At 37.3% G+C, this 21930-nt stretch carries 22 protein-coding genes and 1 tRNA gene; 6 read left to right on the forward strand and 17 right to left on the reverse strand.

Going from position 1 to position 21930, the window contains the following annotated elements; all coding sequences use genetic code 11:
• Nucleotides 1–17: 17 nt before the first annotated feature.
• The 6 genes from mgtE to LC418_RS07410 form a co-directional block, all read right to left on the reverse strand.
• A complete protein-coding gene (gene mgtE, locus LC418_RS07390) occupies nucleotides 18–1340 on the reverse strand; it encodes a magnesium transporter (protein WP_111956094.1) in 1323 nt (440 codons plus the stop codon).
• Between the two features lie 172 nt (nucleotides 1341–1512).
• Nucleotides 1513–1677: a hypothetical protein gene (locus LC418_RS07395; RefSeq protein WP_157963372.1), complete on the reverse strand. Its 165-nt coding sequence runs from the start codon at nucleotides 1675–1677 to the stop codon at nucleotides 1513–1515.
• A 29-nt stretch (nucleotides 1678–1706) separates the two neighbouring features.
• Nucleotides 1707–1850, reverse strand: a complete 144-nt coding sequence (locus tag LC418_RS07400; RefSeq protein ID WP_157963373.1) for a bacteriocin-like protein — start codon at nucleotides 1848–1850, stop codon at nucleotides 1707–1709.
• Nucleotides 1851–1886: 36 nt separating this feature from the next.
• On the reverse strand, nucleotides 1887–2048 hold the full coding sequence (locus tag LC418_RS21090; protein WP_420837281.1) for a bacteriocin-like protein: 162 nt from the start codon (nucleotides 2046–2048) through the stop codon (nucleotides 1887–1889).
• A 20-nt stretch (nucleotides 2049–2068) separates the two neighbouring features.
• Nucleotides 2069–2221, reverse strand: coding sequence for a bacteriocin-like protein (locus tag LC418_RS07405; protein WP_156122694.1), 153 nt, complete (start codon nucleotides 2219–2221; stop codon nucleotides 2069–2071).
• A 449-nt stretch (nucleotides 2222–2670) separates the two neighbouring features.
• A complete protein-coding gene (locus LC418_RS07410; protein ID WP_111956245.1) occupies nucleotides 2671–3222 on the reverse strand; it encodes a pyruvate decarboxylase in 552 nt (183 codons plus the stop codon).
• Nucleotides 3223–3396: 174 nt separating this feature from the next.
• Between LC418_RS07410 and rpsO the strand changes: the two genes are divergently transcribed.
• Nucleotides 3397–3666, forward strand: a complete 270-nt coding sequence (gene rpsO, locus LC418_RS07415) for a 30S ribosomal protein S15 (RefSeq protein WP_034704056.1) — start codon at nucleotides 3397–3399, stop codon at nucleotides 3664–3666.
• Between the two features lie 56 nt (nucleotides 3667–3722).
• Here rpsO and LC418_RS07420 read toward each other — a convergent pair whose 3' ends face one another.
• Together LC418_RS07420 and LC418_RS07425 are read right to left on the reverse strand one after the other, a co-directional pair.
• On the reverse strand, nucleotides 3723–4082 hold the full coding sequence (locus LC418_RS07420; RefSeq protein WP_223558624.1) for a DUF4260 domain-containing protein: 360 nt from the start codon (nucleotides 4080–4082) through the stop codon (nucleotides 3723–3725).
• A 138-nt stretch (nucleotides 4083–4220) separates the two neighbouring features.
• Nucleotides 4221–5642 carry a sugar MFS transporter gene (locus LC418_RS07425; protein ID WP_223558625.1) on the reverse strand — a complete coding sequence of 474 codons (1422 nt, stop codon included), beginning with the start codon at nucleotides 5640–5642 and terminating at the stop codon, nucleotides 4221–4223.
• 444 nt (nucleotides 5643–6086) lie between these two features.
• Between LC418_RS07425 and LC418_RS07430 the strand changes: the two genes are divergently transcribed.
• Nucleotides 6087–8366, forward strand: coding sequence for a polyribonucleotide nucleotidyltransferase (locus LC418_RS07430; RefSeq protein WP_111956100.1), 2280 nt, complete (start codon nucleotides 6087–6089; stop codon nucleotides 8364–8366).
• Between the two features lie 301 nt (nucleotides 8367–8667).
• Here LC418_RS07430 and LC418_RS07435 read toward each other — a convergent pair whose 3' ends face one another.
• The 4 genes from LC418_RS07435 to LC418_RS07450 form a co-directional block, all read right to left on the reverse strand.
• Nucleotides 8668–11835, reverse strand: a complete 3168-nt coding sequence (locus tag LC418_RS07435) for a M1 family aminopeptidase (protein ID WP_223558626.1) — start codon at nucleotides 11833–11835, stop codon at nucleotides 8668–8670.
• A gap of 2 nt (nucleotides 11836–11837) precedes the next feature.
• Complete coding sequence (locus LC418_RS07440; protein ID WP_223558627.1) at nucleotides 11838–12710, reverse strand: ABC transporter ATP-binding protein; 873 nt, start codon at nucleotides 12708–12710, stop codon at nucleotides 11838–11840.
• A gap of 205 nt (nucleotides 12711–12915) precedes the next feature.
• On the reverse strand, nucleotides 12916–13119 hold the full coding sequence (locus tag LC418_RS07445; RefSeq protein ID WP_040995723.1) for a helix-turn-helix domain-containing protein: 204 nt from the start codon (nucleotides 13117–13119) through the stop codon (nucleotides 12916–12918).
• Nucleotide 13120: 1 nt separating this feature from the next.
• A complete protein-coding gene (locus tag LC418_RS07450; RefSeq protein ID WP_223558628.1) occupies nucleotides 13121–13636 on the reverse strand; it encodes a DUF2975 domain-containing protein in 516 nt (171 codons plus the stop codon).
• A 161-nt stretch (nucleotides 13637–13797) separates the two neighbouring features.
• Here LC418_RS07450 and LC418_RS07455 point away from each other — a divergent pair, with 161 nt between their 5' ends.
• Nucleotides 13798–14142: a TfoX/Sxy family protein gene (locus LC418_RS07455; RefSeq protein WP_223558629.1), complete on the forward strand. Its 345-nt coding sequence runs from the start codon at nucleotides 13798–13800 to the stop codon at nucleotides 14140–14142.
• Nucleotides 14143–14210: 68 nt separating this feature from the next.
• On the opposite strand, the gene LC418_RS07460 is transcribed toward LC418_RS07455, so the two are convergent.
• The 5 genes from LC418_RS07460 to LC418_RS07480 all read right to left on the reverse strand — a co-directional run bounded on the left by LC418_RS07460 (nucleotide 14211) and on the right by LC418_RS07480 (nucleotide 18177).
• Nucleotides 14211–15269 carry a nucleotidyltransferase domain-containing protein gene (locus tag LC418_RS07460; protein ID WP_223558630.1) on the reverse strand — a complete coding sequence of 353 codons (1059 nt, stop codon included), beginning with the start codon at nucleotides 15267–15269 and terminating at the stop codon, nucleotides 14211–14213.
• Nucleotides 15270–15336: 67 nt separating this feature from the next.
• Nucleotides 15337–16086 (reverse strand): nucleotidyltransferase domain-containing protein, encoded by a 750-nt coding sequence (locus tag LC418_RS07465; RefSeq protein WP_223558631.1) that lies wholly within the window; start codon nucleotides 16084–16086, stop codon nucleotides 15337–15339.
• Nucleotides 16087–16247: 161 nt separating this feature from the next.
• The gene (locus LC418_RS07470) at nucleotides 16248–16385 is read right to left on the reverse strand and encodes a hypothetical protein (RefSeq protein WP_165570718.1); all 138 of its coding nucleotides are present in this window, start codon (nucleotides 16383–16385) and stop codon (nucleotides 16248–16250) included.
• 254 nt (nucleotides 16386–16639) lie between these two features.
• Nucleotides 16640–17659, reverse strand: a complete 1020-nt coding sequence (locus LC418_RS07475) for a helix-turn-helix transcriptional regulator (RefSeq protein WP_223558632.1) — start codon at nucleotides 17657–17659, stop codon at nucleotides 16640–16642.
• Nucleotides 17660–17844: 185 nt separating this feature from the next.
• On the reverse strand, nucleotides 17845–18177 hold the full coding sequence (locus LC418_RS07480; RefSeq protein ID WP_111956112.1) for a HopJ type III effector protein: 333 nt from the start codon (nucleotides 18175–18177) through the stop codon (nucleotides 17845–17847).
• Between the two features lie 715 nt (nucleotides 18178–18892).
• On the opposite strand from LC418_RS07480, the gene LC418_RS21095 reads away from it, so the two are divergent.
• The 3 genes from LC418_RS21095 (at nucleotide 18893) to LC418_RS07495 (ending at nucleotide 21877) form a co-directional block, all read left to right on the forward strand.
• Nucleotides 18893–19693, forward strand: a complete 801-nt coding sequence (locus LC418_RS21095; protein ID WP_420837284.1) for an RtcB family protein — start codon at nucleotides 18893–18895, stop codon at nucleotides 19691–19693.
• Between the two features lie 122 nt (nucleotides 19694–19815).
• A tRNA-OTHER gene (locus LC418_RS07490) sits at nucleotides 19816–19926 on the forward strand.
• 196 nt (nucleotides 19927–20122) lie between these two features.
• Nucleotides 20123–21877: a hypothetical protein gene (locus LC418_RS07495; RefSeq protein WP_223558634.1), complete on the forward strand. Its 1755-nt coding sequence runs from the start codon at nucleotides 20123–20125 to the stop codon at nucleotides 21875–21877.
• Nucleotides 21878–21930 lie beyond the last annotated feature (53 nt).

The following is a 21930-nucleotide window of genomic DNA, read 5'->3' on the forward strand; positions in this document are numbered from 1 at the left end:
GACTTTCTCTGCCTAAATTACAAAAGTTTTCCTGTCAGGAAAAGCCCGGCTACAGAAAAATAAATAATAAGCCCGGTAACATCTACCAGAGTGGCGACAAATGGAGCGGAAGAAGTAGCGGGGTCTAGGTTGAGCTTTTTCAGGATAAAAGGAACCATAGATCCTGAGAGTGTTCCCCAAAGAACAATCATCACGAGAGAAACACCAACACTTAAACCTACGTATGGCCAATACATTCCATAATTGAAGAATCCTGCTTCATGCCACACCATAATCCTTAAAAAGCCGATCACACCAAGAATACCACCCAGAGCGAGCCCTGTAAAGATCTCTTTTTTCATGACATACCACCAGTCTTTCAGACCAATTTCCTGAAGAGCCATAGCCCGGATAATAAGAGTTGCTGCCTGAGAGCCGGAATTTCCTCCACTGGAAATAATTAGCGGAACAAATAAAGCCAATACAACAGCTTTCTGAATTTCATCCTCAAAATAACCCATCGCAGAAGCAGTCAGCATTTCTGAGAAGAAAAGAATGATCAGCCACGTTCCTCTTTTTTTGATCATCTCCACCAGAGAAGTTTGCGTATAAGGATCATCCAAAGCTTCAAGACCCCCGAATTTCTGGATATCTTCTGTATTCTGCTGTTCGATCTGGTCGAGGATATCATCAATCGTTACAATACCTACGAGAACGCCGGCTTCTGTAATGATGGGAAGAGCAGTCCGGTCATATTTTTCAAAATACGTTACCGCATCTTCTTTCGAAGTAACGGTAGTTATCGCAACGAAATGATTGTCGGTCAAGTCCGAGATCAAAGTATCTTCCTCAGCCAAAAGAAGGCTTCCTAAAGCAATATCATCAATCAGTCGGTTTCTTTCATCCACTACATACAGATGGTTCATGGTTTCCACTCTTTTACCGACCTTTTTAATCTGCTGAAGACATCTTTTTACTGTCCACTCTTTACGGATCTGGATGTAATAAGGCGTCATCAGACGGGCAATAGAGTCTGAGTCATAGCCAAGAAGCTTCAGGGCAATCCTTCTTTCCTGGGGATTAAGGTGATTGATGGAGTACTTGATCAGCTCATCCGGAAAGTCCTCAAAAAGAGAGGTTCTGTCATCCGGAGTCATTCCGTTCAGGATTTCTGAAACTTCTTCGCTTCCGATACTTCTGATCGTTTCTTCCTGGAAATCAGGATCAAGATGGGAAAAAACTTCCGCTTTATATTCTTTCGGAACTTTTAAAAATGCCAAAAGCCTCTCGTCAGCGGGAAGGTTGCTGAGAGTTTCGGCGATATCGGCAGGATTAAAGATAAGTTCGTCTCTGGAATTCAAAACGTGAATTTTTTGGATATGCAAAAATAATTCAAAAATTTAAGACTATGAAGGAAAGCGGCAAAATTAAGGATTAATTAAAGCTTAAAATGAATTAGAATGTTTTTTAGAAACAAAAAACACCCGCCGGAGCGGATGTTCAAAAATTAAATTTAATTCATAAATACCTATATTATTCAAGAATAGGTCCGCATAAAGGGTATGGAGAAGGCATACACATGCCTCCGTCACAGCATTCCCCAAATCCACACTGAGTGTGGTCCTGGCATTTTTTGCCCAGTCCGCTGCCGTTGATCGTCAGCTGTTCTTTTCTGGTGAGCTTTTTTATATTCTTCATGGATATCTTGTATTAAGTAAAAAACTGATTTATTCTTCAATACAGTCGTATTCCATGCACACTCCCCGGCAGCAGAAACCAATAAAACATGGTCTGGTTGCGCTGCATCTTTCAATAGCTCCTCCGTTGATTTTTCTTTGCTGTTCTCTGTTGAGTTTCTTTAAATTTTTCATGATAAATATTTTTTAGTTCAATAAAAGATAAGGCTTTTAGAATTCAATACATGCCTGTGGGCTACATACTCCATCACAACACCATCCAACGGTGCATGGTCTGGTTAAACTGCATCTTGCGATAGTCCCGCCATTGATCTGGCTTTGCTGCTCTCTGTTTAATTTCTTTAGATTTTTCATATCAATAGATTTAATCATTAAGATAAAAGATCTAATACTTATAGCTCAGGATCAATACATGCATAAGGTGAGCATACTCCGTTGCAGCACCATCCTATAGAGCAGGGTCTGTTGGTATTGTTACATCTGTTAATAGCTCCTCCATTAATTTGTTTTTGTTGCTCTCTGTTGAGCTTCTTTAAATTTTTCATATTATATAAGTTTTAATTTGTAAAACTAAAATAGTAAAAAATATTTAATTATTCATCTATTGGTGAAAATATTTATCTAGTAATCAGTTTGTTCTGGAAGTTTATCAGTTTTTATTAAAAAGTGTAAATAGAAAAAAACGTTGGGGAAGTGAATGATGAATGGTGAGTTTTGCTACGCAAGTGAATCGTTAGTTCTGAAATTAATTATGTGCTAAAAATTGATAGCGGAGCAAATTGACCAATGACCATTAAAAATAGTGATTGATTTGTGAATAGTGAATCGTTAATGGTGAAATTCGACTGCTTAACACATCAATTGACTTGCGCAGCAAAATTCACAATTGACCATTAGAGATATAGTTTGTGAATAGTGAATTGTCAATGGTGAAATTCAACTGCTTAGCTTATCCATTAACAATTGACTTGTGAAGCAAAATTCACCATTCACTTTAAAGCTCTGCTCCAGCCCCGGATTTAAGTTTTCTGAGTTTTTTCAAAATCCCCTTGATCGCACCATCAGTTCCTATTTTAATAGAATTTTCTGTGGAACCTAGAAGGCGCATATTTTTCCGGTAAGTGTCATAATCGGTTTCTGTAACCAGATTTCCTCCTGCATCAAAAAGCTTCATGCTTACTACAACCTGGTTGGAAAACACATATTTACCGATGCCTACTTTGAAATACCTTACTTTAGGAACAATAGCAAAATCAGCGTCGTTATTGACACAGTAATCGGTGATGGTTTGTTTTTCAACACTGTCAAAAGGGATCTGCACCTCGGCTCTGAGTACTTTATTCTTTCTCCCGCTGAAATTATCGGAAACAGCACTGAAGAACGCGAGGTTTGTAGGCTCTTTGATTTCCTCAATATCAGGTTCTACCTCGGGATTGAAGTATAGGATTTTTTTTGTCTTGTTGTCAGCATTTTTCTGCGCTTTTACCGAAATAACACCGACCAATAAAAAAGTTCCAAGAGCTGTAAAGAATATAAATTTTCTCATTGTGTAATTCGTATGCAAAATTACTGCCTTTTCACCGGATGACATACAATTTATTAAGAAATTTTTAACATTTTTTTCTATCAAATTCAATAAATGAAATCGATAATGTTTGCAGAATCAAAAAATAGTCGTAATTTTGCACCCGTTACATAATAATCATTAAACAATATTGGAATGTACTTAACAACAGAAAAAAAAGCAGAAATTTTCGCAAAACATGGAAAATCTGCACAGGACACAGGAAGTGCTGAAGGACAAGTAGCTCTTTTCACTTTCAGAATCAACCACTTATCTCAGCATCTAAAAGCTAACCGTCACGATTTCAACACAGAGAGATCTCTAGTGAAATTGGTAGGTAAAAGAAAAAGCTTATTGGATTATCTTAAGAAAAAAGATATTACAAGATACAGAGCTATCATTGCTGAACTAGGTTTAAGAAAATAATCTACAGAGATTTTCAAATAAAAGCAACTTCGAAAGGAGTTGCTTTTTTTGTGTTCTTATTTTTTGTCTTTTCCGATTTTTCCCAAATGTGTATTCTGAAAACTGTCAGGATACTTCAGTCCATAGCCTAATATTCTGTCGAAGGCTGAATGCGCAAATAAAATAGCCCCAATCATCTGCAAATAGGGAAGTGTTAATGCTGTTCCCACAAGGTACACCATAAGAGCAACACCCAAATGATGGAAAAGATTATAGCAAAAAGCGCCAATTTTATTGTTTACAGTATATCCCAGCATGGAAATGTCCGGAGCCAGAAATAGTCCGGCAAACCACCACCAGGAAAGGCCAGTCTGGCTAAAAGCAAATATTCCCAGTATAAAAAAAGCAAAATATTCCAGCTGTAATTGAATCTTCATGACAAAAATATTGATTATTTGATAGGTGTCTGATTCAATGTAAAAGTTACAGCTTAAATTGTATTTAAAAACAAAAGTGAGACGTTTTTAAACATCTCACTTTAAATTATGAATTAAAATTCTGTATAAAAAAATTGTTTAATGTCCCGATTTTGCTTCAGTGCTTTCCACATGCCCTAAATATTTGCTGCAATAAGCCCCAAATACAAGAATCACCAGATAACAGAATACCGGAATGATAAATGAATGCTGCACTCCCAACTGATCGGCAAGGTAGCCCTGGAAAATAGGAACGATAGCACCACCCAATATAGCCATTACCACCAAAGATGATCCCTGGCTGGTATATTTACCCAAACCTGAAATGGCCAGAGTATAAATATTGGAAAACATAATTGAGTTAAAGATTCCGATTCCCAAAATGCTGTACATTGCCAATTCACCGTGATTAACCATTGCTGAGATAAGAAGAATGACATTAATGCCGGCAAAAATAGATAATGTTCTTGCCGGAGCTGCTTTACCAATAAAGAAAGCAATAAAGTTAAGTACAATAAATACAAGGAAAAAGCTGATTTGTGCAAAGCTTAGGTCCACAATACTGAAAATAACCAGAAAAACAGCAGCAGCTGCACCCAGCATATAGACTGCTTTTTTCCCCCGGCTTAATGATTGATTTAAAGAAATTGCCCCTAGAAAACGCCCGATCATCGCTCCGCCCCAATAAAGAGAAAGATAATTTTTGCTGATTATCTCATTAAAGCCCATGATCTGAGGCTGTTCCAGAAAGCTGATGATAAAGCTTCCCACCGCTACTTCTCCCCCTACATAGCAGAACATGGCAAAAACGCCGAATTTCAGATGGCTGAACTGAAGAGCACCCCAGCCTTTTACGATCTCTTCTTCCTGGGTCTGGAAAGAAGGCAGTTTCACTCGGGAAATCAGTAATGCGACCAACAGCAGGATACCAGCAAATATTAGGTAAGGAATTCTTGTCGCCACAGCACTGAACGAGCCGTCCGGAGCCGAGAAAAATTCAAAGATCAGATGGCCCCCAAGAACCGGTGCAATCGTGGTTCCGAAAGCATTGAAAGCCTGGGTCATATTCAGTCGGCTGGAAGCAGATTCTTCGCTGCCGAGTAATGAAACATAAGCATTAGCCGTGATCTGAAGCACGGTAAAGCCTAGTCCCAGAATAAATAAAGCTCCAAGAAATAAAGGATAATAAGAAAAAGTCGCAGCCGGATAAAATAAGACACATCCAAAGGCGGCCAGAAAAATACCGAACATGATTCCTTTCTTGTAGCCTGCTTTATTAATAGGGTCTCCCTTTGAAATGGAGATTAGAAAATAGATCAGAGAACCAATAAAATACGCTCCGAAAAAACAGAACTGTACCAGCATCGATTCGAAAAAGGTGAGCTTGAAAAGCTGTTTCAGATAGGGGATCAGGATATCATTCATACAGGTAATGAATCCCCACATAAAAAAGAGCAAAGTAATTGTAATTAAAGGAATGGTGTAATTCCTGCTCTGTGTTTTTACTTCTTTATTGATCATAAACATTTATTTAATTTGAAAAGAATTAAATTCTCTCAGTTGATTTTCCTCGTACATCTATATTTGAGAAGCAGGACAAATATAAGCTAGCAAAGTGTTTTTCTGCAACTTTTTCAATGTTTTTTATGTAAATAAATCAACTTTTCCGATAGAAAAATATTATTTACATTTTTTGAGACAATAATACGAAAACAACAGGATTTAATAATCAATTTTCTTTAAAAAAACATTTTTTATCATTCTGAATCATGAATAGGTTCAAATATACTGTCAGTAATTTTTACATCTTTGATAAAAAAGGAAGGGAAATCTTACGATTCTGAGTTGTATTTCTGAGACTGAAAATTTAATATCTCATTATTATATGGTATATTTGCACACGAAAATTTAGACGAAATATCAATAATTAAAGCACTCAATACGGAGTGCAACACAAAACAATTTATGAGTATACCTCAAGCAATTACAGAAACGATTATTCTTGCAGACGGCAGAGAAATCACAATTGAAACAGGAAAATTAGCAAAACAGGCTGATGGTTCTGTAGTCGTAAAAATGGGTGGAACAATGCTTTTAGCAACTGTTGTAGCCAGTAAAGAAGCAAAAGACGGAGTAGATTTTCTACCCTTAACTGTAGATTACAGAGAAAAATTCTACGCAGGAGGAAAAATTCCTGGAAACTTTTTTAGAAGAGAGGCCAGACCGTCAGATCAGGAGATCTTAACAATGCGTTTGGTAGACAGAGTTCTTAGACCATTATTCCCAGAAGATTTCCATGCTGAAGTTCAGGTAATGATTTCATTAATTTCTTATGACGGACAGTCAATTCCTGACGATTTAGCAGGTCTTGCAGCATCTGCAGCGATTGCTATTACAGATATCCCTTTCAACGGGCCAATGTCTGAAGTAAGAGTCGTAAGAATCAACGGTGAGCTTTCTATCAACCCTAAATTTGAAGATCTTAAAATTGCTGACCTTGACATCATGGTGGGAGCAACTAAAGATTCTATCGTAATGGTAGAAGGGGAAATGAAAGAAATCTCTGAGCAGGAAATGCTTGAAGCTATCCAATTCGCTCACGTAGAAATCAAAAAACAAGTTGAAGCTCAGGAAAGATTAGCTGAAAAGGTAGGTAAATCATTCCCAAAAAGAGAATACAGCCACGAAAATCACGATGAAGCTATCCGTGAGAAAGTGTGGAAAGAAACATATGATAAAGTATACGAGGTAGCGAAAACTCCTTCAGGAAAAGAAGAAAGAGGTGAAAAATTCAAAGCTGTTCTGGATGAATTTTTAGCTCAATATGTTGATAATGCTGAAGAATTAGAAAGAGTAACACCTTTCGCTAAAGTATATTACCACGATGTGGAAAAAGAAGCGATGCGTCAGATGATTTTGAATGATAAAATCCGTCTTGATGGTCGTGATCCTGAAACGATTCGTCCAATCTGGAGCGAAATTGATTATTTACCGGGAGCTCACGGTTCTGCAATCTTCACAAGAGGTGAAACTCAGTCTTTAACAGCGGTAACGTTAGGTTCTGTGAAAGATGCGAACATGGTAGACAGCGTGATGGTAAACTATGACGAAAGATTTTTCTTACATTATAACTTCCCGCCGTTCTCAACGGGTGAAGCAAGACCTTTAAGAGGAACTTCAAGAAGAGAAGTAGGACATGGAAACCTGGCTCAGAGAGCTTTGGCAAACATGATTCCTGAAGAAAACCCTTACACGATCCGTATCGTTTCTGATATTTTAGAATCAAACGGTTCATCTTCTATGGCAACTGTTTGTGCAGGAACTTTAGCATTGATGGATGCTGGTATTCAGATTGCAAAACCTGTTTCCGGGATTGCAATGGGATTGGTAACAGACGTTAAAACCGGAAAATTCACTGTTCTTTCTGATATCTTAGGAGATGAAGATCACCTGGGAGACATGGACTTTAAAGTAACGGGAACTGCAGACGGTATCACGGCTTGTCAGATGGATATCAAGATCCAGGGGCTTTCTATGGATATCATGGAAAAAGCTCTTCTACAGGCAAGAAACGGAAGACTTCATATCTTAGATAAATTAAATGAAACTATTTCTGCTCCAAGAGAAGATGTGAAACCACACGCTCCGAAAATGGTAATGCTTGAGATCTCTAAAGATTTCATTGGTGCTGTGATCGGACCTGGTGGAAAAATCATTCAACAACTTCAAAAAGATACAGATACTGTTATTGCTATTGAAGAAGTAGGAGAAATCGGAAGAATTGAGATTTCTGGTGTAAGCAGAGAGAAAATCAATGCGGCAATCGCCAGAATCAACGAGATCACATTTGTACCTGTAGTAGGTGAAGTGTATCAAGGAAAAGTAGTTAAAGTAATGGATTTCGGAGCTTTCGTAGCCATTGCGAAAGGAACTGAAGGGCTTCTTCATATTTCTGAAATTGAATGGGCTCGTCTGGATAAGGTACCTTATAACGAAGGTGACGAAGTAGAAGTGAAGTTCATGGGTTACGATGACCGTAAGAAAATGAAACTTTCAAGAAAAGTTCTTTTACCAAGACCTGCAAGACCTGAATCTAAACCAAGACCAGAAGGACAGGACAGACCACAAGGTGACAGAAGACCGGAAGGACAGGGTAGACCTGACAGACCGGCAAGAAGAGAAGAGAATACAAGACCGGAAGGGGAAAAACCTGCCGGAGATCAAAATCCTTCTTCTGAAGCTTAAGACTAAATCTTATATATAATGAATCCCTCAATTTTTTGAGGGATTTTTTTTGCATTACACGTATATCATTACAACTCATATTCCTACGATTAATTAATGAGGATTTCGCTCGGCGGAGCGGAGCTGAATTGTTCTATTTTTCTTCAGCTGATATTCCCTGATTGAAAAAATTTAGGTTGAAGAAACTTGAAGTCATACAGTTTGAATAGTAGAAAAAAGAAATCTGCTCGATCTGCGAAAAAATATTTTAATCTCTCGCAAATTAAGCAGATGGTTGTGTAAAGTTTTGTTGGTGAATGATTTATATGGTTTTAAATAATAGGTCAACCTGCTTTCTTGTGGCTTCATCAGGGCAGACCTTATAAAATTCATTGAGTAGATCCAGAGAAGAAGGCTTTTTAGGGTACTGATTGTTCTGTAGAAAATTCTTTAACGCTTTATTTACTTTTTCTTCCCCGATCAGTTCACTTAATTTTACCATGGCCACAGCCCCTTTTGAATAAGATATATGAGTGGCGTCTCCCGTTACTTTATAAATCGGAATATTTTCAGAAAAACCTTTTTCACTGTCGTAGATCTGCTGGTGCATTTTTATTCTTTCCAACATTTTTTCTCTGCCGTGCATTTTTTTGTAGAGAATCATTTCGGTGTACATAGCGAGTGTTTCGGTAAGCATTACTGCGCCTTCCCTGTCATCAGGATCAATCTGGTTATTTCCCCACCACAGATGGGAAAGCTCGTGCCCGGCAAGTTCGTTGATCACATCCTGCTTCTTATCTGCATGAATATTGGCATGGAAAATCATATCCTCAGGCATAAAAACAGCAGACGGATAAGCGGTAGCTGCAAATCCTCTGGTAAAAGATGAAATTTCAGCAAAACTGACTGTTTTGAACGGATATTTTCCAAAGTTCTTTGTACAGTAATCCAATGTAATTTTTGCATTTTCAAGGAGATGATCTGTATTTTCAAAATGGTTTTTCTGATAAAATATATTCACTGTAATTCCTTTGTATAAAACACTTTTCATGGTATAATCTGCCGAAGAGATGGCAAACCGGAACGGAATATTTCCTGCCTTGTACTGAAAATAGCTGCGTCCTGATTTTGTCCATTTTCTAACCAGATCCCCTGTGCCTATTGCGGTCTGGCTTCCTTCTGTAGAAATGATCATATTTAAATTAATAAAATCCTTTTTAAAGACTTCAGGGGCTTCTGTTTTTTTCAATGCTTCCAGTTTTCCGAGATGATTTTCTTTTCTTAGCTTTTCATCCTGAATTTCTTCTGATTTCTGGTATCCGATCATCGGATAATATCTGCTGATCCTCATAAAAGAACCGTTGCCTATGATGGCATTGAAAGACTGATGCCCGTTTACGGCACACCATTTATAAGATAGTTTGAATTCAAGATGAGCGGTTCCGTTGGGTTTCATTGGTTGGTTTAATTCAACTTCCGATATATTTTTATTAATTCTCAGAGATTCGGATCCGGATTGAAAAACAGCATATTCTAATTTGAGGTCAGGGTTAAAATTGATGAGGATTTTATTGATCTGCTGATCGGTAAAGTTAACCAAAGTATATTTTCCAATGATCTCGTATGCATTTTCTGAAGGATACAACCTGATTTCGGTGATAACATCTGAAATTTCAGGCTGTGGCAGGTTTTCATATTTCTTAAACGCTTTTTCGTACCGGATAGATCCTGTTAATGCTTTTTCTTCATTTTCCGGAATATAACCTTTCATGAAAAATATACCGGAAAAAATCCCTGACGAAAGCAATAGAATACTGGCAATAAGAACAATAGTGCTGAGCTTTTTAGTTCTGAAAATTCTATTGATCATCCAAAGAAATGCAATAACTCCGGCACCGAATAAAAGTCTTTCTGCAAAAGCAAGAACGTAAGGCCCATATCCGTTAAAATCACTGTAAGTCCCTTTAAAATCTGAAAATATTCTGAAAAGAGGATAAGGAAGTATTTTACCGGAAACCGGGCCGGTCAGAAGGAATACTGCTAAAACGGAAACGCCCAAAGCAATAAACTTATTTCTGATACAAGCATTAACCAAAATGATCAATCCTGAAAAAAGCATTAACGGAAAAGTATTAAAAAGAAAAACATACAGATAGGCATTCCAATCGATATGAAGGTAATGATACAATGCCTGAAATAAGATGCCTTCGGTTATTAAGATTCCGGTAAAGAAAAAAAGAAGAATACTCATGGAAATAAAATGGCCCATAAGTTTGCTTTCCGAAAAAAATGTTGTGTTTTCGATGGGTGAAAAACCTGATGAGTGACTTCTCCAGTACAAATCATTGATAAAATAAGCTGAAAGGAGAAAGCCGAACAGAGGAAGATTTTCTGAAATGGTTGTTGCCATAAGACCTGATCCGGCATATTTTTGTGGAAGGCGGATGCCTTTTTCAATCTCAGCATACATTTCCATCCCGATAAAGAAAAGCAGAAGTATGGAAGCAGAAGGAATGATAATGCCTCTGAAAAGGTAGAGCAGATCCATCTTTACAAAGGACAGCATCGATCTAAGGGCGTTTTTCCGACCGAAATCTGTTTGCAATGTCATATAAGAAAATGTTGGCCTGTTTGTGATTTCGGATTCCGGTAATGCTTTTTTTACTTTTTGTTTTGAATGATCTGAGAAAGAAAATAAATGGTAGGTAAGCAAAAGAAATACTGCAGAAGTGATCAGGTAAATTACCCTGTTAAGTAATAAATATCCCGAAAGAGGAACAATTAACGTGTTTTTCTGATGAACAGAGAATGTTCCTGCTTCAAAGAAATAAGACGATAATCCGAATGGGTCCAAAATGGATGAAAGATGCTGTGTTTCTATTGACTGGGGTAGGCTTCCTGCCATAAACGGAGAATTGGAAAAGACCAAAACGACCATATACAGTACATATAAAAGCAGCCCGCCTACAACGACCAGCAGTTTTTTCTTAGCCGTGAATGAAACAAAAAACAGAAAGCTGCATACAAAAAAACAGTTGATAAACCCGAAAATCAGCATAGGATAAAGATAATATCCTATATTAAAGTAAGTCTGCATCTCACTTCCGGTCCGCAGAACCTGGCCTATGAGAAAGCCTGTCATTAAAAAAGAAAAACTAAGGAAAGTCTGCAGAAAATAGACAAAGAATTTTCCACTCAGATAAGTCCATCTGGAAAAAGGAAATGAAAATAATACAAGATCAAATTTTGAATCATAATCCTTAAAAAGAAACTGAACAGCATAAATTGCAGCCATAAACAGGATGGACAGGCTTAGCATTCCTGTCATAAAACCGATGGTATAGGGTGAATTCAGATAGATCCTGTCTCCAACGGTAAGGTTGAATTTGTTACCGCAGAATATACCTGTACTTACCAGGATCAGGGCTATAAGATAGGCTGGCCAGTGCTTGGAAATGCGTCCGGCTTCGAATAAAAATAAAGCATTCATAGTTAAGGTTTTTGGGTAAGGGTATGGAAGTAAACGTGTTCCAGCAGTGGATTTACGGGATCGAAATCTTCAGGTTTTTGTTCTGAAAATATGGTGATGTGGAGCTCTCTTTCAATCAGCTGCCTGCTGATGATCTCATAGCTGGAATAGTAACTTTCAAGTTCATCTTTGCTGATCGGTTTCGACCAGATCCTGTTTTCCAGTTCGGAAATCAATATTGCCGGTTTTCCTTGCCGGAGGATCTGACCTTTGTTCATGACTGCCATTTCCGAGCAGAGATTTCTGACGTCCTCCACCAAATGGGTGGAAAGAATTACAATAACATCCTGGCTGATTTCATTCAGTAGAGCATTGAAACGGTTGCGTTCCTCAGGATCTAGACCGGCGGTAGGTTCATCCACGATAATAATCTTCGGATTTCCCAATAGAGCCTGGGCCACCCCGAAACGCTGCTTCATGCCTCCGGAAAAAGTATGGACCTCCTTCTTCCTGAATTCTGAAAGGTTAACTTTTTCAAGCAGGCTCAGGATCTGTTTTTTACGTTCCGCACTGTTCGTGATTCCCTTTAATATGGCAATATGTTCCAGGAGATCATAAGCTGACACTTTTGGATAAACCCCAAAATCCTGTGGAAGGAAACCCAGATTTCGCTTAATATGATCAGGATCTTTTAAAACATCCGTCCCATTAAAAATAATATTTCCGGAAGTAGGTTTTTGCAATCCTACAATAGCTTTCATCAAAGATGATTTTCCGGCGCCATTGGGTCCAAGCAGACCGAACATTCCGTTTGATATTTCAAGCGATAGGTCTTTAACTGCCTGATATCCATTTTTGTAGATAAGGCTGAGATTGTTGATTGTTAAGGTATTCATAGGTTAAGGTTTGGATAATAGAAGGGTAGAGCAGACCTGTACGGTTGCTTAAAAAGATGAAAAAGGAAGATGGAGGGGGGACGTTATCGAGAGAGTCAAGAATCAAGAATCAAGAGTCAAGAATCAAGAGTCAAGAATCAAGATTTTTTTTAAGATTAAGAGATTATTTAAGACTTTTTTACTCTCAAACCTCGCAACTCGAACCCTATTCCCGGTACTCAAGAATATCGCCGGGTTGGCATTCCAGAATTTTGCAGATGGCTTCCAGGGTATCAAAACGGACACCTTTTGCCTTGCCGGTTTTAAGAATGGAAAGATTAACGGGGGTGATTCCCAGTTTTTCTGCCAATTCCTTACTCTGCATTTTTCGTTTGGCCAGCATGACATCTAAGTTGACTATAATTGGCATTTTATATAAATAGATCTTGTTCGTTTTGCAAATGTAGTCCTTGCTTAAAGATATTTGCAAGAAACAGACAGAAAATTCCCAACATGAAATGGATAAAAACCAATCCCCAGACAATACTTTCGACCTCCACAAAAAAGCTTGCCGTAATGACCACAGGCAGTGGTATGAAAATATTATACATGTAAAATCTCTTAAGGTGAAGAATATTTTCCTTTGTAAACAGTTTTGACTGAAAAAATACTCTGAAAACTAAAGCTGAAAGCCAGAAAAAAATTCCGTAAGAAACTAAAACCAACAAAAAAGAGAAGATGATATACGAATTATTGTTTTCAATATTCATAAACGGATTTTCTGTAAAAGGATAATTGATATGAAGGTATTGATCATTCTTGTAAGGTGTAACAGCAAAACCTGTAGTCAGGCAAAAAACTGAGTAGGCTAAAGTGATCAGGTACCCTGCAGACAATAGGATGCAGATATAGTAAAGTATCTTCGAAATAATTTTGGTCTGGTTCATGGCAATAATTATTTAACTATTGCAAATGTATAATTAATTATCGTAAAACAATAATTATTTTAAATAAAATTTTATTTATATAGATCTGATTAAGTTTATTAACAATGAAAATAAGCCTTCTTAAGGCGTTTTTTGCTAAATTTAATTCTAAAAATTATTTTATGGCTTACAGTACAGATCTTGCAGACAGAATCCGGGAAAGGCTTTCTGAAGTGGCCGGAATTGAGGTCAGCGAAAAGAAAATGTTCAGCGGATTATCATTTTTGGTGAATGGTAAGATGTGCATTAATGTAAGCCATGATAACCTGATGTGCCGTTATCATCCTGATCTGGAAGAGGAGGTTTCGGAAAGAACCGGCTTTCTTCCGATGATGATGAAAGGAAAGCAGCTTAAAGGATATTGTTACGTGGAACCTGCAGGTTTTCAAAAACCTGATGATTTTGAATACTGGATTAAAATATGCCTGGAGTATAATTCGATAGCCAAAGCTTCAAAGAAAAAATAACCTTAATATTCCTGACATTTTAAAATTTAACCATTAAGGTAAAGTTTAGTTATTAAGAATATTAAGATTTAACTATATAAGTTTTCGCGTATCTCTATTAAGATTTTCTCCGTCTTTTTTACATCCGGGTAATCAGGAAGAGTAGAAACTGCGTGATGACGTTCTATAGACTTTACCAGATTTTCTGCCTTTTGCATGACTGCTTCATAGGACCAGTTTCCGGCTTTGATATCAAGTAATTCCTCTCTGTTGTCTACACGGATATGTAACGAATTTGTTTTGAATATATGCTCGCAGGACTGTAATAAACGGATGGTGTGCATCATATTCTTACTGTCATAATTCTGGCCGTGTTTCTGATTAACGTTATAACGGTCTTCATTGCGCTCGGAAACCCATTTCCAGTATTCCTTATAATCTTTGCAGTAAGTGGAGTAGGCGTCCAGGTTGCAGAAGAGATAGGCTGTTGGTTTTTCGTCTTTCGGAACGGATGATACAGAAACCTGGTTGGCTTCTTCATGCTGGATAATTCCTCTGTAACCTGAACTTCCCGATTCATCATAAAACAGGGCAAACATGCCTTTTGTATGATCAATGCTTACCAATCCACATTTTTCCTGAATTTTTCCGTTATCTGAAAGCCATTTTTTCAATGGAACAGAAGCATGATTCTGAAGGATATAGCAGAAATCAAGAATAGATTTTCTTTCTTTTTCTATGGGATTGAGGATTTTTTTATTCAGTCCTTTAGCCTTTTTGATCTGCGAAACAGCATAACCGGCAAATGTATCTTTGCATAATTTGGATAAAAAATCTTCCGGACGGAGAAGACCCATCAGCGGATGTTTTTGCAGAATACAGTCTTCCGGGCTTGCCAAAACTTCCAGAATATTGGGATTATTCTTTTGAAGAAGCTCTACAAATCTCCCTATCTCATAATAAGTGATATCATTCGTTTCATTGGAGATCTGCGGGATATAATTCAGACCGAAGAAGTCTTCTTTTGGTAGATAATATATCCCACGGATATCTGTGTCAGAGTTTTCAGTGGCCAACCCGAAAGAGCGGCTTCCGGAGATGGCTTCGAGGAGGATGAAGTTATTAGTTTTTAGAAATTCAATAGTCATAATTTGTTTTTTTCTTTGGATACATGAGTTTCTTCCTTTTCTTTAAAGTTAAACATTGTAGTAGTTTCTAGGCCTTTAATATCTCCCTAAAAACCCTTTCCATTTCATTTTTATCAGATTTTCCTCCGGTCAAACTCTTTGCTCTTTCTTCATTATCGAGTATTGTTTTCTCTAAAAACCCAAAAAGCTCCCAATCATTCGGGTGGTAATAGGATTCTCCTTTAGTAGCTTTTAATGCGATAAGGTCTTCTATCTTTTTTCGGGTATAATCATCAACCAAAACTAACAATTCGCTGAATAAAACTGGAGGAACCGTTCCTTTTTCTATGATCCATTTACCGGTCAGTGCAGTTCTTAAGCAGTAAAAATAGCTTTTCAGTTTTATTTCTTCGTTTCTGCAGGCTTCCAGATACTTTTTGCTCATGCTCAAATAGTGATAGGAAACCGCTATCGGTGAAAAGCAGACATCAGCCAAAGGCCTGAACAGCTCCACAAACTTGTCGTCCTTTTTGTAAACGATGGGAGAATAAAACCAGCTCAGTAAAGCTGCATTCGACTTCAGTAACAAATGAAAAGTCTTTCGTAAATCCCATCCGGAACCGTCCAGATCGTCCTCCGTCATAAACTCTATCGTTTCATCCTTATCCCACGGAGAAAGATACCAATCTTTTTCATGGCGGTAGATAAATCGTATATCATAATCGCTGTCCGGAGAAGCAAAACCCCATGCCCGGCTTCCGGATTCTACGGCCAAAAGGACTTCTACACCGCGTGTTTTCTCTATTTCTTTTATTTTCTCTAGTATTTTTGGTGTCATTGTATTCAATTTTAAAGCAAAGTAAAAGCAGTAGTGCGCAGTGTTTTTGCGTAGATTTTCCGCTGGAAGTTTTATTTTGAAGCTGTTGAACAAAAAAAGAGACTGTACATGATTAATGACAGTCTCTTTTCAATAAAATTAAATTCTAACTACTTCTACGTTTAAGCAGTAATCTGCTTAGGTCCTTTTCCTTTATCTTCTTCTTTTTTATCTAATTTCTCAGATATTTTTTTTACGATATACTCTATCGCAATAGGTGCTATAATGGCAATCAATGCTTTAAATATTCTTGATTTCATAGTAAGATTTTTTAATGTGTAAATTAATACAATTTCTGAGCCATTTTAAAAATGTCGGGATTGATCAATATTGTAGAGGGTATGGAGTGATTATTTACCACCCCGTCAAAAATTCTATGAATTTTCGCCACCCCTCCAGAGGAGGGGAATTCTGATCCGAAGAATTTTTAGTCGTTATAAAATCTTATACAGGCTTTCATAAAACTTATCACTTACAACTTAAGTAAAACTTATCACTTTTGTTGTTGAAAAGATCAGTTTTCATCCGGAATTATTAAATCTTCATAGTTTTTTAATCCTGCTTTAAATTTGTCCTGCAGCTTCAGCCTTAGTTTTTTAGGTTGATGGACAACCAGGCATTCTCCAAAACCCAGCAGAAGCCTTTCAAGTTCAAAATTAATTTGTACACAGATCTTAAATAATGTGCCATCCTCCGTTTCGCTTATAATTTCTTGACTTCTATGAAGTGGTTTTGTTTTTACATAAGGCGCATTGGAAGAATCTACAAAGAAAATAACATTTCTGGGTGCCATCGTATCGGAAACTGTAACCCCTACAATATCTTTAAAATATTCATCTCCATCCAGATCTTTATCAATATACTCAGTATTTTCCTTCAGATCGATCTTTTCCATTCTGTCAAGGGCCAGATTATACATTTTGCCTTTATGCAGGCAGATCAGAAACCATCTGTTATTAAATTCCTTCAGAAGTTGCGGATGAACCACATAATTGCTGGATTCCCTGGCGGTAAAGCTGCGGTACAGAATATTCAGTACCTTTTTGTTGGATATGCTTTCATAAAGGACATCAATATATTCTAGCCCTTTCAGCTGTTCATTTTTATCCAGATGAATGATGGATTTTTGTCCGGTAGAATGGATGGAATCCTCCAGCTTCTGAATGACTCCGTTCATCTCTTTGAACATAGAAAAATCCTTAAACTGTTTCAGGATCTGAACTGCATTATTCATCGCTTTCAGGTCGCTTTCATTCACAGAAATATTATGGATGCTGTACTCAGGATCGCTGTAGCGGTAGTATTTTCTATCATATACTTCAATAGGTGCTTCATACCCGAATTTTTCACTTCGCATATTCTGCAGATCCAGCTGGACGGTACGTCTGCTTACATAAGATTCCTTTCCTTCAAACTCGAACAGGGCATCAGAGCAGGCATCGATAAGGTCTTCAAGCGTATATTTCTGGTATTTGTTCTTAAGACATTTGTCTAATGTTTTGTAACGGATCAGGGCATTTTTATTGGATGACATTTTTTGTGATTTTTTATAGAGAGAGTGAAAAGGTGAATGGTGAAAGGTCAATTTTTGCTTCGCAATTCAATTTTTAATGTGTCAATTCTTTTTTTCAAACTAATCATTCACTTGCAAGGCAAAATTGACCATTGACTTATAAAATGATTCACTTGCAAAGCAAAATTCACAATTGACCCGTATAATTACTTCTGTTTCAACGCTTCCCCTTCAAAGGAAATCCCTTCCCATCCGTATTTCATAAAGTTTCTGATGTTCTGGTGATCTGTTCCTTCCGGGTTTTTTAATACATCTTCCCTGTAAAATTCTCCAAAAAGAGGAAGTGTCTGCTCCTTTGACAATCCCTGAAGTTTTGCAAAACTGAAAACTTTGCACGAACCATTATTCTGACCAGCTTCATTGACGGTATTGCCGTTTTTAAAAGAAGTAGGTATAAAATCGTGATGCTCATCAATATAAGCAATAACTTCTTTGAACTGAATGGTTTCAGGATTGTTTTTTAATTGTTCTAATAACATATTCTAAATTTTAATCAAATGAAAATAAACAGGTCTTTTGACCTTTTTTACAAAAATAATTAAAATATTTTTATCTGCGCAGAATTATTGCGCACTTGTAGTCTTACTTTGCACTATCAAAATCAAAAGACAAATGGAATTTAACGGAAATAACTTAATTGAATTAGGATACAGACCAGCCAAATGGTTTAAAGATGCCATTACACATATCAACGAAAACAATCTGGATGAAGTTCAGATCAGAGAATATCTGGATCAGTTCAAACAGACGGATATTATTCCGCTTCATGAAACGGCGAAAGATTTTATAATTAACATCAGAGCTGAACATGAAAGTGAAAATGACAATGTAGAGAAAGTGATCAACACAATGAAAGTTCTGATGAAAACACCTACGCTTACTGCCGGAGCATTGATGCCTGATGCATGTCCTACAGGACCTGAAGGGTTGATCCCGGTAGGGGGAGTGGTGGTTGCCAAAAATGCCATCCACCCTGGATTTCATAGCGCAGATATCTGCTGTTCCGTGATGCTGACAGATTTTGGTGATGCCGATCCTAAAGACGTGTTGGATGCTGCCCATTCAGTGACGCATTTCGGATACGGAGGAAGACCAAGAGGTGAGCAGATGCCGATGTCCCAGGAACTGATGGATGCGTTCAGAGAAAACTATTTCCTAAATGATGAAAAATTAATCAGCATTGCCCGTTCTCATATGGGAACCCAGGGAGACGGAAACCACTTCCTGTTTGTCGGGAAGTCCAAAAATACAGGAAATACCATGCTGGTTACCCATCACGGATCAAGAGCTCCGGGTGCGGTACTTTACGATAAAGGAATGAAGGTGGCCAACCGTTTCAGACAGGAGATTTCCCCTGAAACATTAAGAGAAAATGCATGGATCCCTTTCGATACGGAAGAAGGACAGGCCTATTGGGAAGCACTTCAGTTAATAAGAGCATGGACCAAGGAAAATCATTCGAACATTCATGATGCAGTTTTAAATAAGCTCGGGAGAGAAAAACAGGATAGATACTGGAACGAACATAATTTTGTTTTCAGAGACGGTGATCTGTTTTATCATGCTAAAGGAGCCACTCCGCTGGATGATAAATTTATGCCGGATATCACCGGACCAAGACTGATTCCTTTGAATATGTCAGAACCAGTTTTAATTGTTCAGGGAAAAACTAACGAGAGAAATCTGGGTTTTGCCCCTCACGGAGCCGGAAGAAACTTCAGCAGAAGCCAGCATAAGAGATCTTTAGCTCATAAAACGACCGAGGAAATCTTCAATGAGGAAACAGAAGGATTAGATATCCGTTTCTTCTCCAATGAAATTGATATTTCTGAGCTGCCAAGCGCTTATAAAAGTGCCAAAAACGTAAGAGCTCAGATTGAAGAATATGGACTTTGCGAAGTTCTGGATGAGGTGATGCCTTATGGATGTATCATGGCAGGTGATGTAGGAAAAAATGCACCGTGGAAGAAAAAAAAGAAATTCAGAAAAGCATAATTATTAATATAATATTCAAACCTTATAGGTTTTCAAAACCTATAAGGTTTATAAGAACAAATAACCAAACCTTGCGGGTATAAAAGCCTGTAAGGTTAATGAAAACTATTTTAATAACGGCAGGGGCAGTAGCTCAGATGGTAGAGCAACAAAATTACTTTTCGCTGCAGGCAAATAAAGTTCCTATAAATCGCCAAGATTGTGTGTCACAGGTTCGAGTCCTGTCTGCTCCTCAAAATAAAAAATAAGGCAAAGAAAGTTCCTATAAGTTAGAATTACTTTCCGCTTTTTTACAAATTATATGGCAAAGGGAGTTCCTATATTTTCGGTAAATTACTCCCCGCTTTTTATAAACTATAGGTAAAAGGAGTTCCTATACACTTCACTTTTAATGAACCTACTCCTCACTTATTTTTAAAATTAAAAACAATGAAAACACTAAAATTATTCAATGCAGTATTAGCTAAGGAATCGAATGCAGAGCCATTTGTTTCTAATGAAGGTTTTATCATTGAACCTGATGCACTATGGGCAAAAAATGAGATCATTTCTTATTATGCAAAGGAAAAATTAAATGGAAATGATTTGAATAAAACCTTTCATAAATCCTGGGAGAAAATAAAAAATACCTCCAGAATTGATTTGTTTTTTGAACAGATTCAACATTATATTTCAACATATGGAAGCGATTTCCAGAATGAAATCTATATTCCTGCTGAAATACTGAATGTTCCGGATACAAAGCTGGTTTTTAAAGTCATCAAAGCCTATACTGTAGAAGAGATGCAGGAAAAGTGCCTTTCTCTTTTGAGATCAGGAATTGCTTTAAAAGAAGAAACTATTGATGAATTGCTTTATATTTTACATACGGAGCTGGAATATGATTTTACGGGAAAAGAAAACATCAGAAATAAGGAGGCTGTTATAAAAATAGCCGATCTGTACGATATTTATCCTGAAAATCCTGTTGAGTTTTTCCGTTATGTTATTTATAAAACGACCAATACTACGCTTTTAATTAAAAGTGATGATCTGATTGATTCAATTAAGCAAAGTAAGTTTAACCCAACCTATTTGTTTGAAAGCTTCGGGCTGGAAAAACTGGCAGAAATTTTTAACAGGTTCAAGCCGTTATTCCTTGCTTATAAGAACAGAGCTCCGAAAGCCATCAATAAAATTTCGAAGTTGTCTAAAGTACATCATAAACCATTGATTTCAAATCCTTTGAATGATGCTACGAATACAATGCTGGAAAACAGTGATTGGCACTGGCTGGAAAATGCAACACCGTTTGCACTATTCAAAGCATTGTCAGCATGTTATTCTAGAATGTATGGCCAGGATACTTTTGTTTACAGAGTCCGAAACGGAAAATCCTGGGTGAAAAAAGGTAAGGAAACTTATGTGAATCAATTCAACTATGATTTTATTCTGGATTATCTGAAACTGAAATATGATAACTTATCCGGAAAGAAATTCTATTTCCCGGAGAATGTAGAATTTGCATTACCCACTTCTGAAAAAATGTTTGTTGGAAATATTCCTACCGGAACCCGTTTTTATGGCGACAGACTGGCTGTAGGTATTTATTGGGAAGATCGATGGGGTGCCCGTGACCTTGATCTTTCAGGATTAAATATCTCCGGAAAAATAGGTTGGAATGCCGCTTATAATCATGGTGACGGACAATTGATGTATTCAGGAGATATGACTTCCGCTCCTAACGGTGCCGTTGAATATCTTTATGCCAATAAAGGACTGTGTACTCCAACACTTGTTATGAATAATGTTTTCAGCGGAAATGCAGATTGCGGATATAAAATCGTTATCGGAAAAGGAGATAACATTTCCTACGATTATATTATGAATCCTAACAATCTCTTTGCTGAAGCCAGATGTAACTCTGTTCAGAAGCAAATGATTCTGGGAATGCTGGTGGCAAAAAACGAAAAGCAATGTTTCGTACTGTTGAATTTCGGAGCCGGACATTCTCATGTTTCAGGAAATAATCAGGTTTCCATGATGGCAACAACTGCATTGTATCAGCAATGGTACGAAGCCATGTCTTTCAATGAGCTTGTAAAAGAGCTTGGAGCAGAGATTACAACAGAAAAAGCGGAAGCCGACTTCGATTTCTCACTGGAAACGCTTGAAAAAGATAGCTTCATAAAGGTTTTTAAGTAATTAGGAACTATAGAATAAAGCCTAAACATCTGTTCCATCTGCAAAATCTGCGA

Origin of the sequence: Chryseobacterium lathyri (genome assembly GCF_019970085.1) — a bacterium.
Classification (GTDB): Bacteria; Bacteroidota; Bacteroidia; order Flavobacteriales; family Weeksellaceae; genus Chryseobacterium; species Chryseobacterium lathyri.

Excerpts from the sequence above, each read along its gene's own strand:
- LC418_RS07465 (WP_223558631.1), bottom strand. The coding sequence starts at position 16,086 with ATGACACCAAAAATACTAGAGAAAATAAAAGAAATAGAGAAAACACGC.
- LC418_RS07475 (WP_223558632.1), bottom strand. The coding sequence starts at position 17,659 with ATGTCATCCAATAAAAATGCCCTGATCCGTTACAAAACATTAGACAAA.
- rpsO (WP_034704056.1), top strand. The coding sequence starts at position 3,397 with ATGTACTTAACAACAGAAAAAAAAGCAGAAATTTTCGCAAAACATGGA.
- LC418_RS07420 (WP_223558624.1), bottom strand. The coding sequence starts at position 4,082 with ATGAAGATTCAATTACAGCTGGAATATTTTGCTTTTTTTATACTGGGA.
- LC418_RS07445 (WP_040995723.1), bottom strand. The coding sequence starts at position 13,119 with ATGCCAATTATAGTCAACTTAGATGTCATGCTGGCCAAACGAAAAATG.
- LC418_RS07470 (WP_165570718.1), bottom strand. The coding sequence starts at position 16,385 with ATGAAATCAAGAATATTTAAAGCATTGATTGCCATTATAGCACCTATT.
- LC418_RS07440 (WP_223558627.1), bottom strand. The coding sequence starts at position 12,710 with ATGAATACCTTAACAATCAACAATCTCAGCCTTATCTACAAAAATGGA.
- LC418_RS07450 (WP_223558628.1), bottom strand. The coding sequence starts at position 13,636 with ATGAACCAGACCAAAATTATTTCGAAGATACTTTACTATATCTGCATC.
- LC418_RS07460 (WP_223558630.1), bottom strand. The coding sequence starts at position 15,269 with ATGACTATTGAATTTCTAAAAACTAATAACTTCATCCTCCTCGAAGCC.
- LC418_RS07400 (WP_157963373.1), bottom strand. The coding sequence starts at position 1,850 with ATGAAAAATTTAAAGAAACTCAACAGAGAACAGCAAAGAAAAATCAAC.
- LC418_RS07495 (WP_223558634.1), top strand. The coding sequence starts at position 20,123 with ATGAAAACACTAAAATTATTCAATGCAGTATTAGCTAAGGAATCGAAT.
- LC418_RS21095 (WP_420837284.1), top strand. The coding sequence starts at position 18,893 with ATGGGAACCCAGGGAGACGGAAACCACTTCCTGTTTGTCGGGAAGTCC.
- LC418_RS07405 (WP_156122694.1), bottom strand. The coding sequence starts at position 2,221 with ATGAAAAATTTAAAGAAGCTCAACAGAGAGCAACAAAAACAAATTAAT.
- LC418_RS07430 (WP_111956100.1), top strand. The coding sequence starts at position 6,087 with ATGAGTATACCTCAAGCAATTACAGAAACGATTATTCTTGCAGACGGC.
- LC418_RS07425 (WP_223558625.1), bottom strand. The coding sequence starts at position 5,642 with ATGATCAATAAAGAAGTAAAAACACAGAGCAGGAATTACACCATTCCT.
- LC418_RS07435 (WP_223558626.1), bottom strand. The coding sequence starts at position 11,835 with ATGAATGCTTTATTTTTATTCGAAGCCGGACGCATTTCCAAGCACTGG.
- LC418_RS07395 (WP_157963372.1), bottom strand. The coding sequence starts at position 1,677 with ATGAAGAATATAAAAAAGCTCACCAGAAAAGAACAGCTGACGATCAAC.
- LC418_RS07480 (WP_111956112.1), bottom strand. The coding sequence starts at position 18,177 with ATGTTATTAGAACAATTAAAAAACAATCCTGAAACCATTCAGTTCAAA.
- LC418_RS21090 (WP_420837281.1), bottom strand. The coding sequence starts at position 2,048 with ATGATTAAATCTATTGATATGAAAAATCTAAAGAAATTAAACAGAGAG.
- LC418_RS07410 (WP_111956245.1), bottom strand. The coding sequence starts at position 3,222 with ATGAGAAAATTTATATTCTTTACAGCTCTTGGAACTTTTTTATTGGTC.
- LC418_RS07455 (WP_223558629.1), top strand. The coding sequence starts at position 13,798 with ATGGCTTACAGTACAGATCTTGCAGACAGAATCCGGGAAAGGCTTTCT.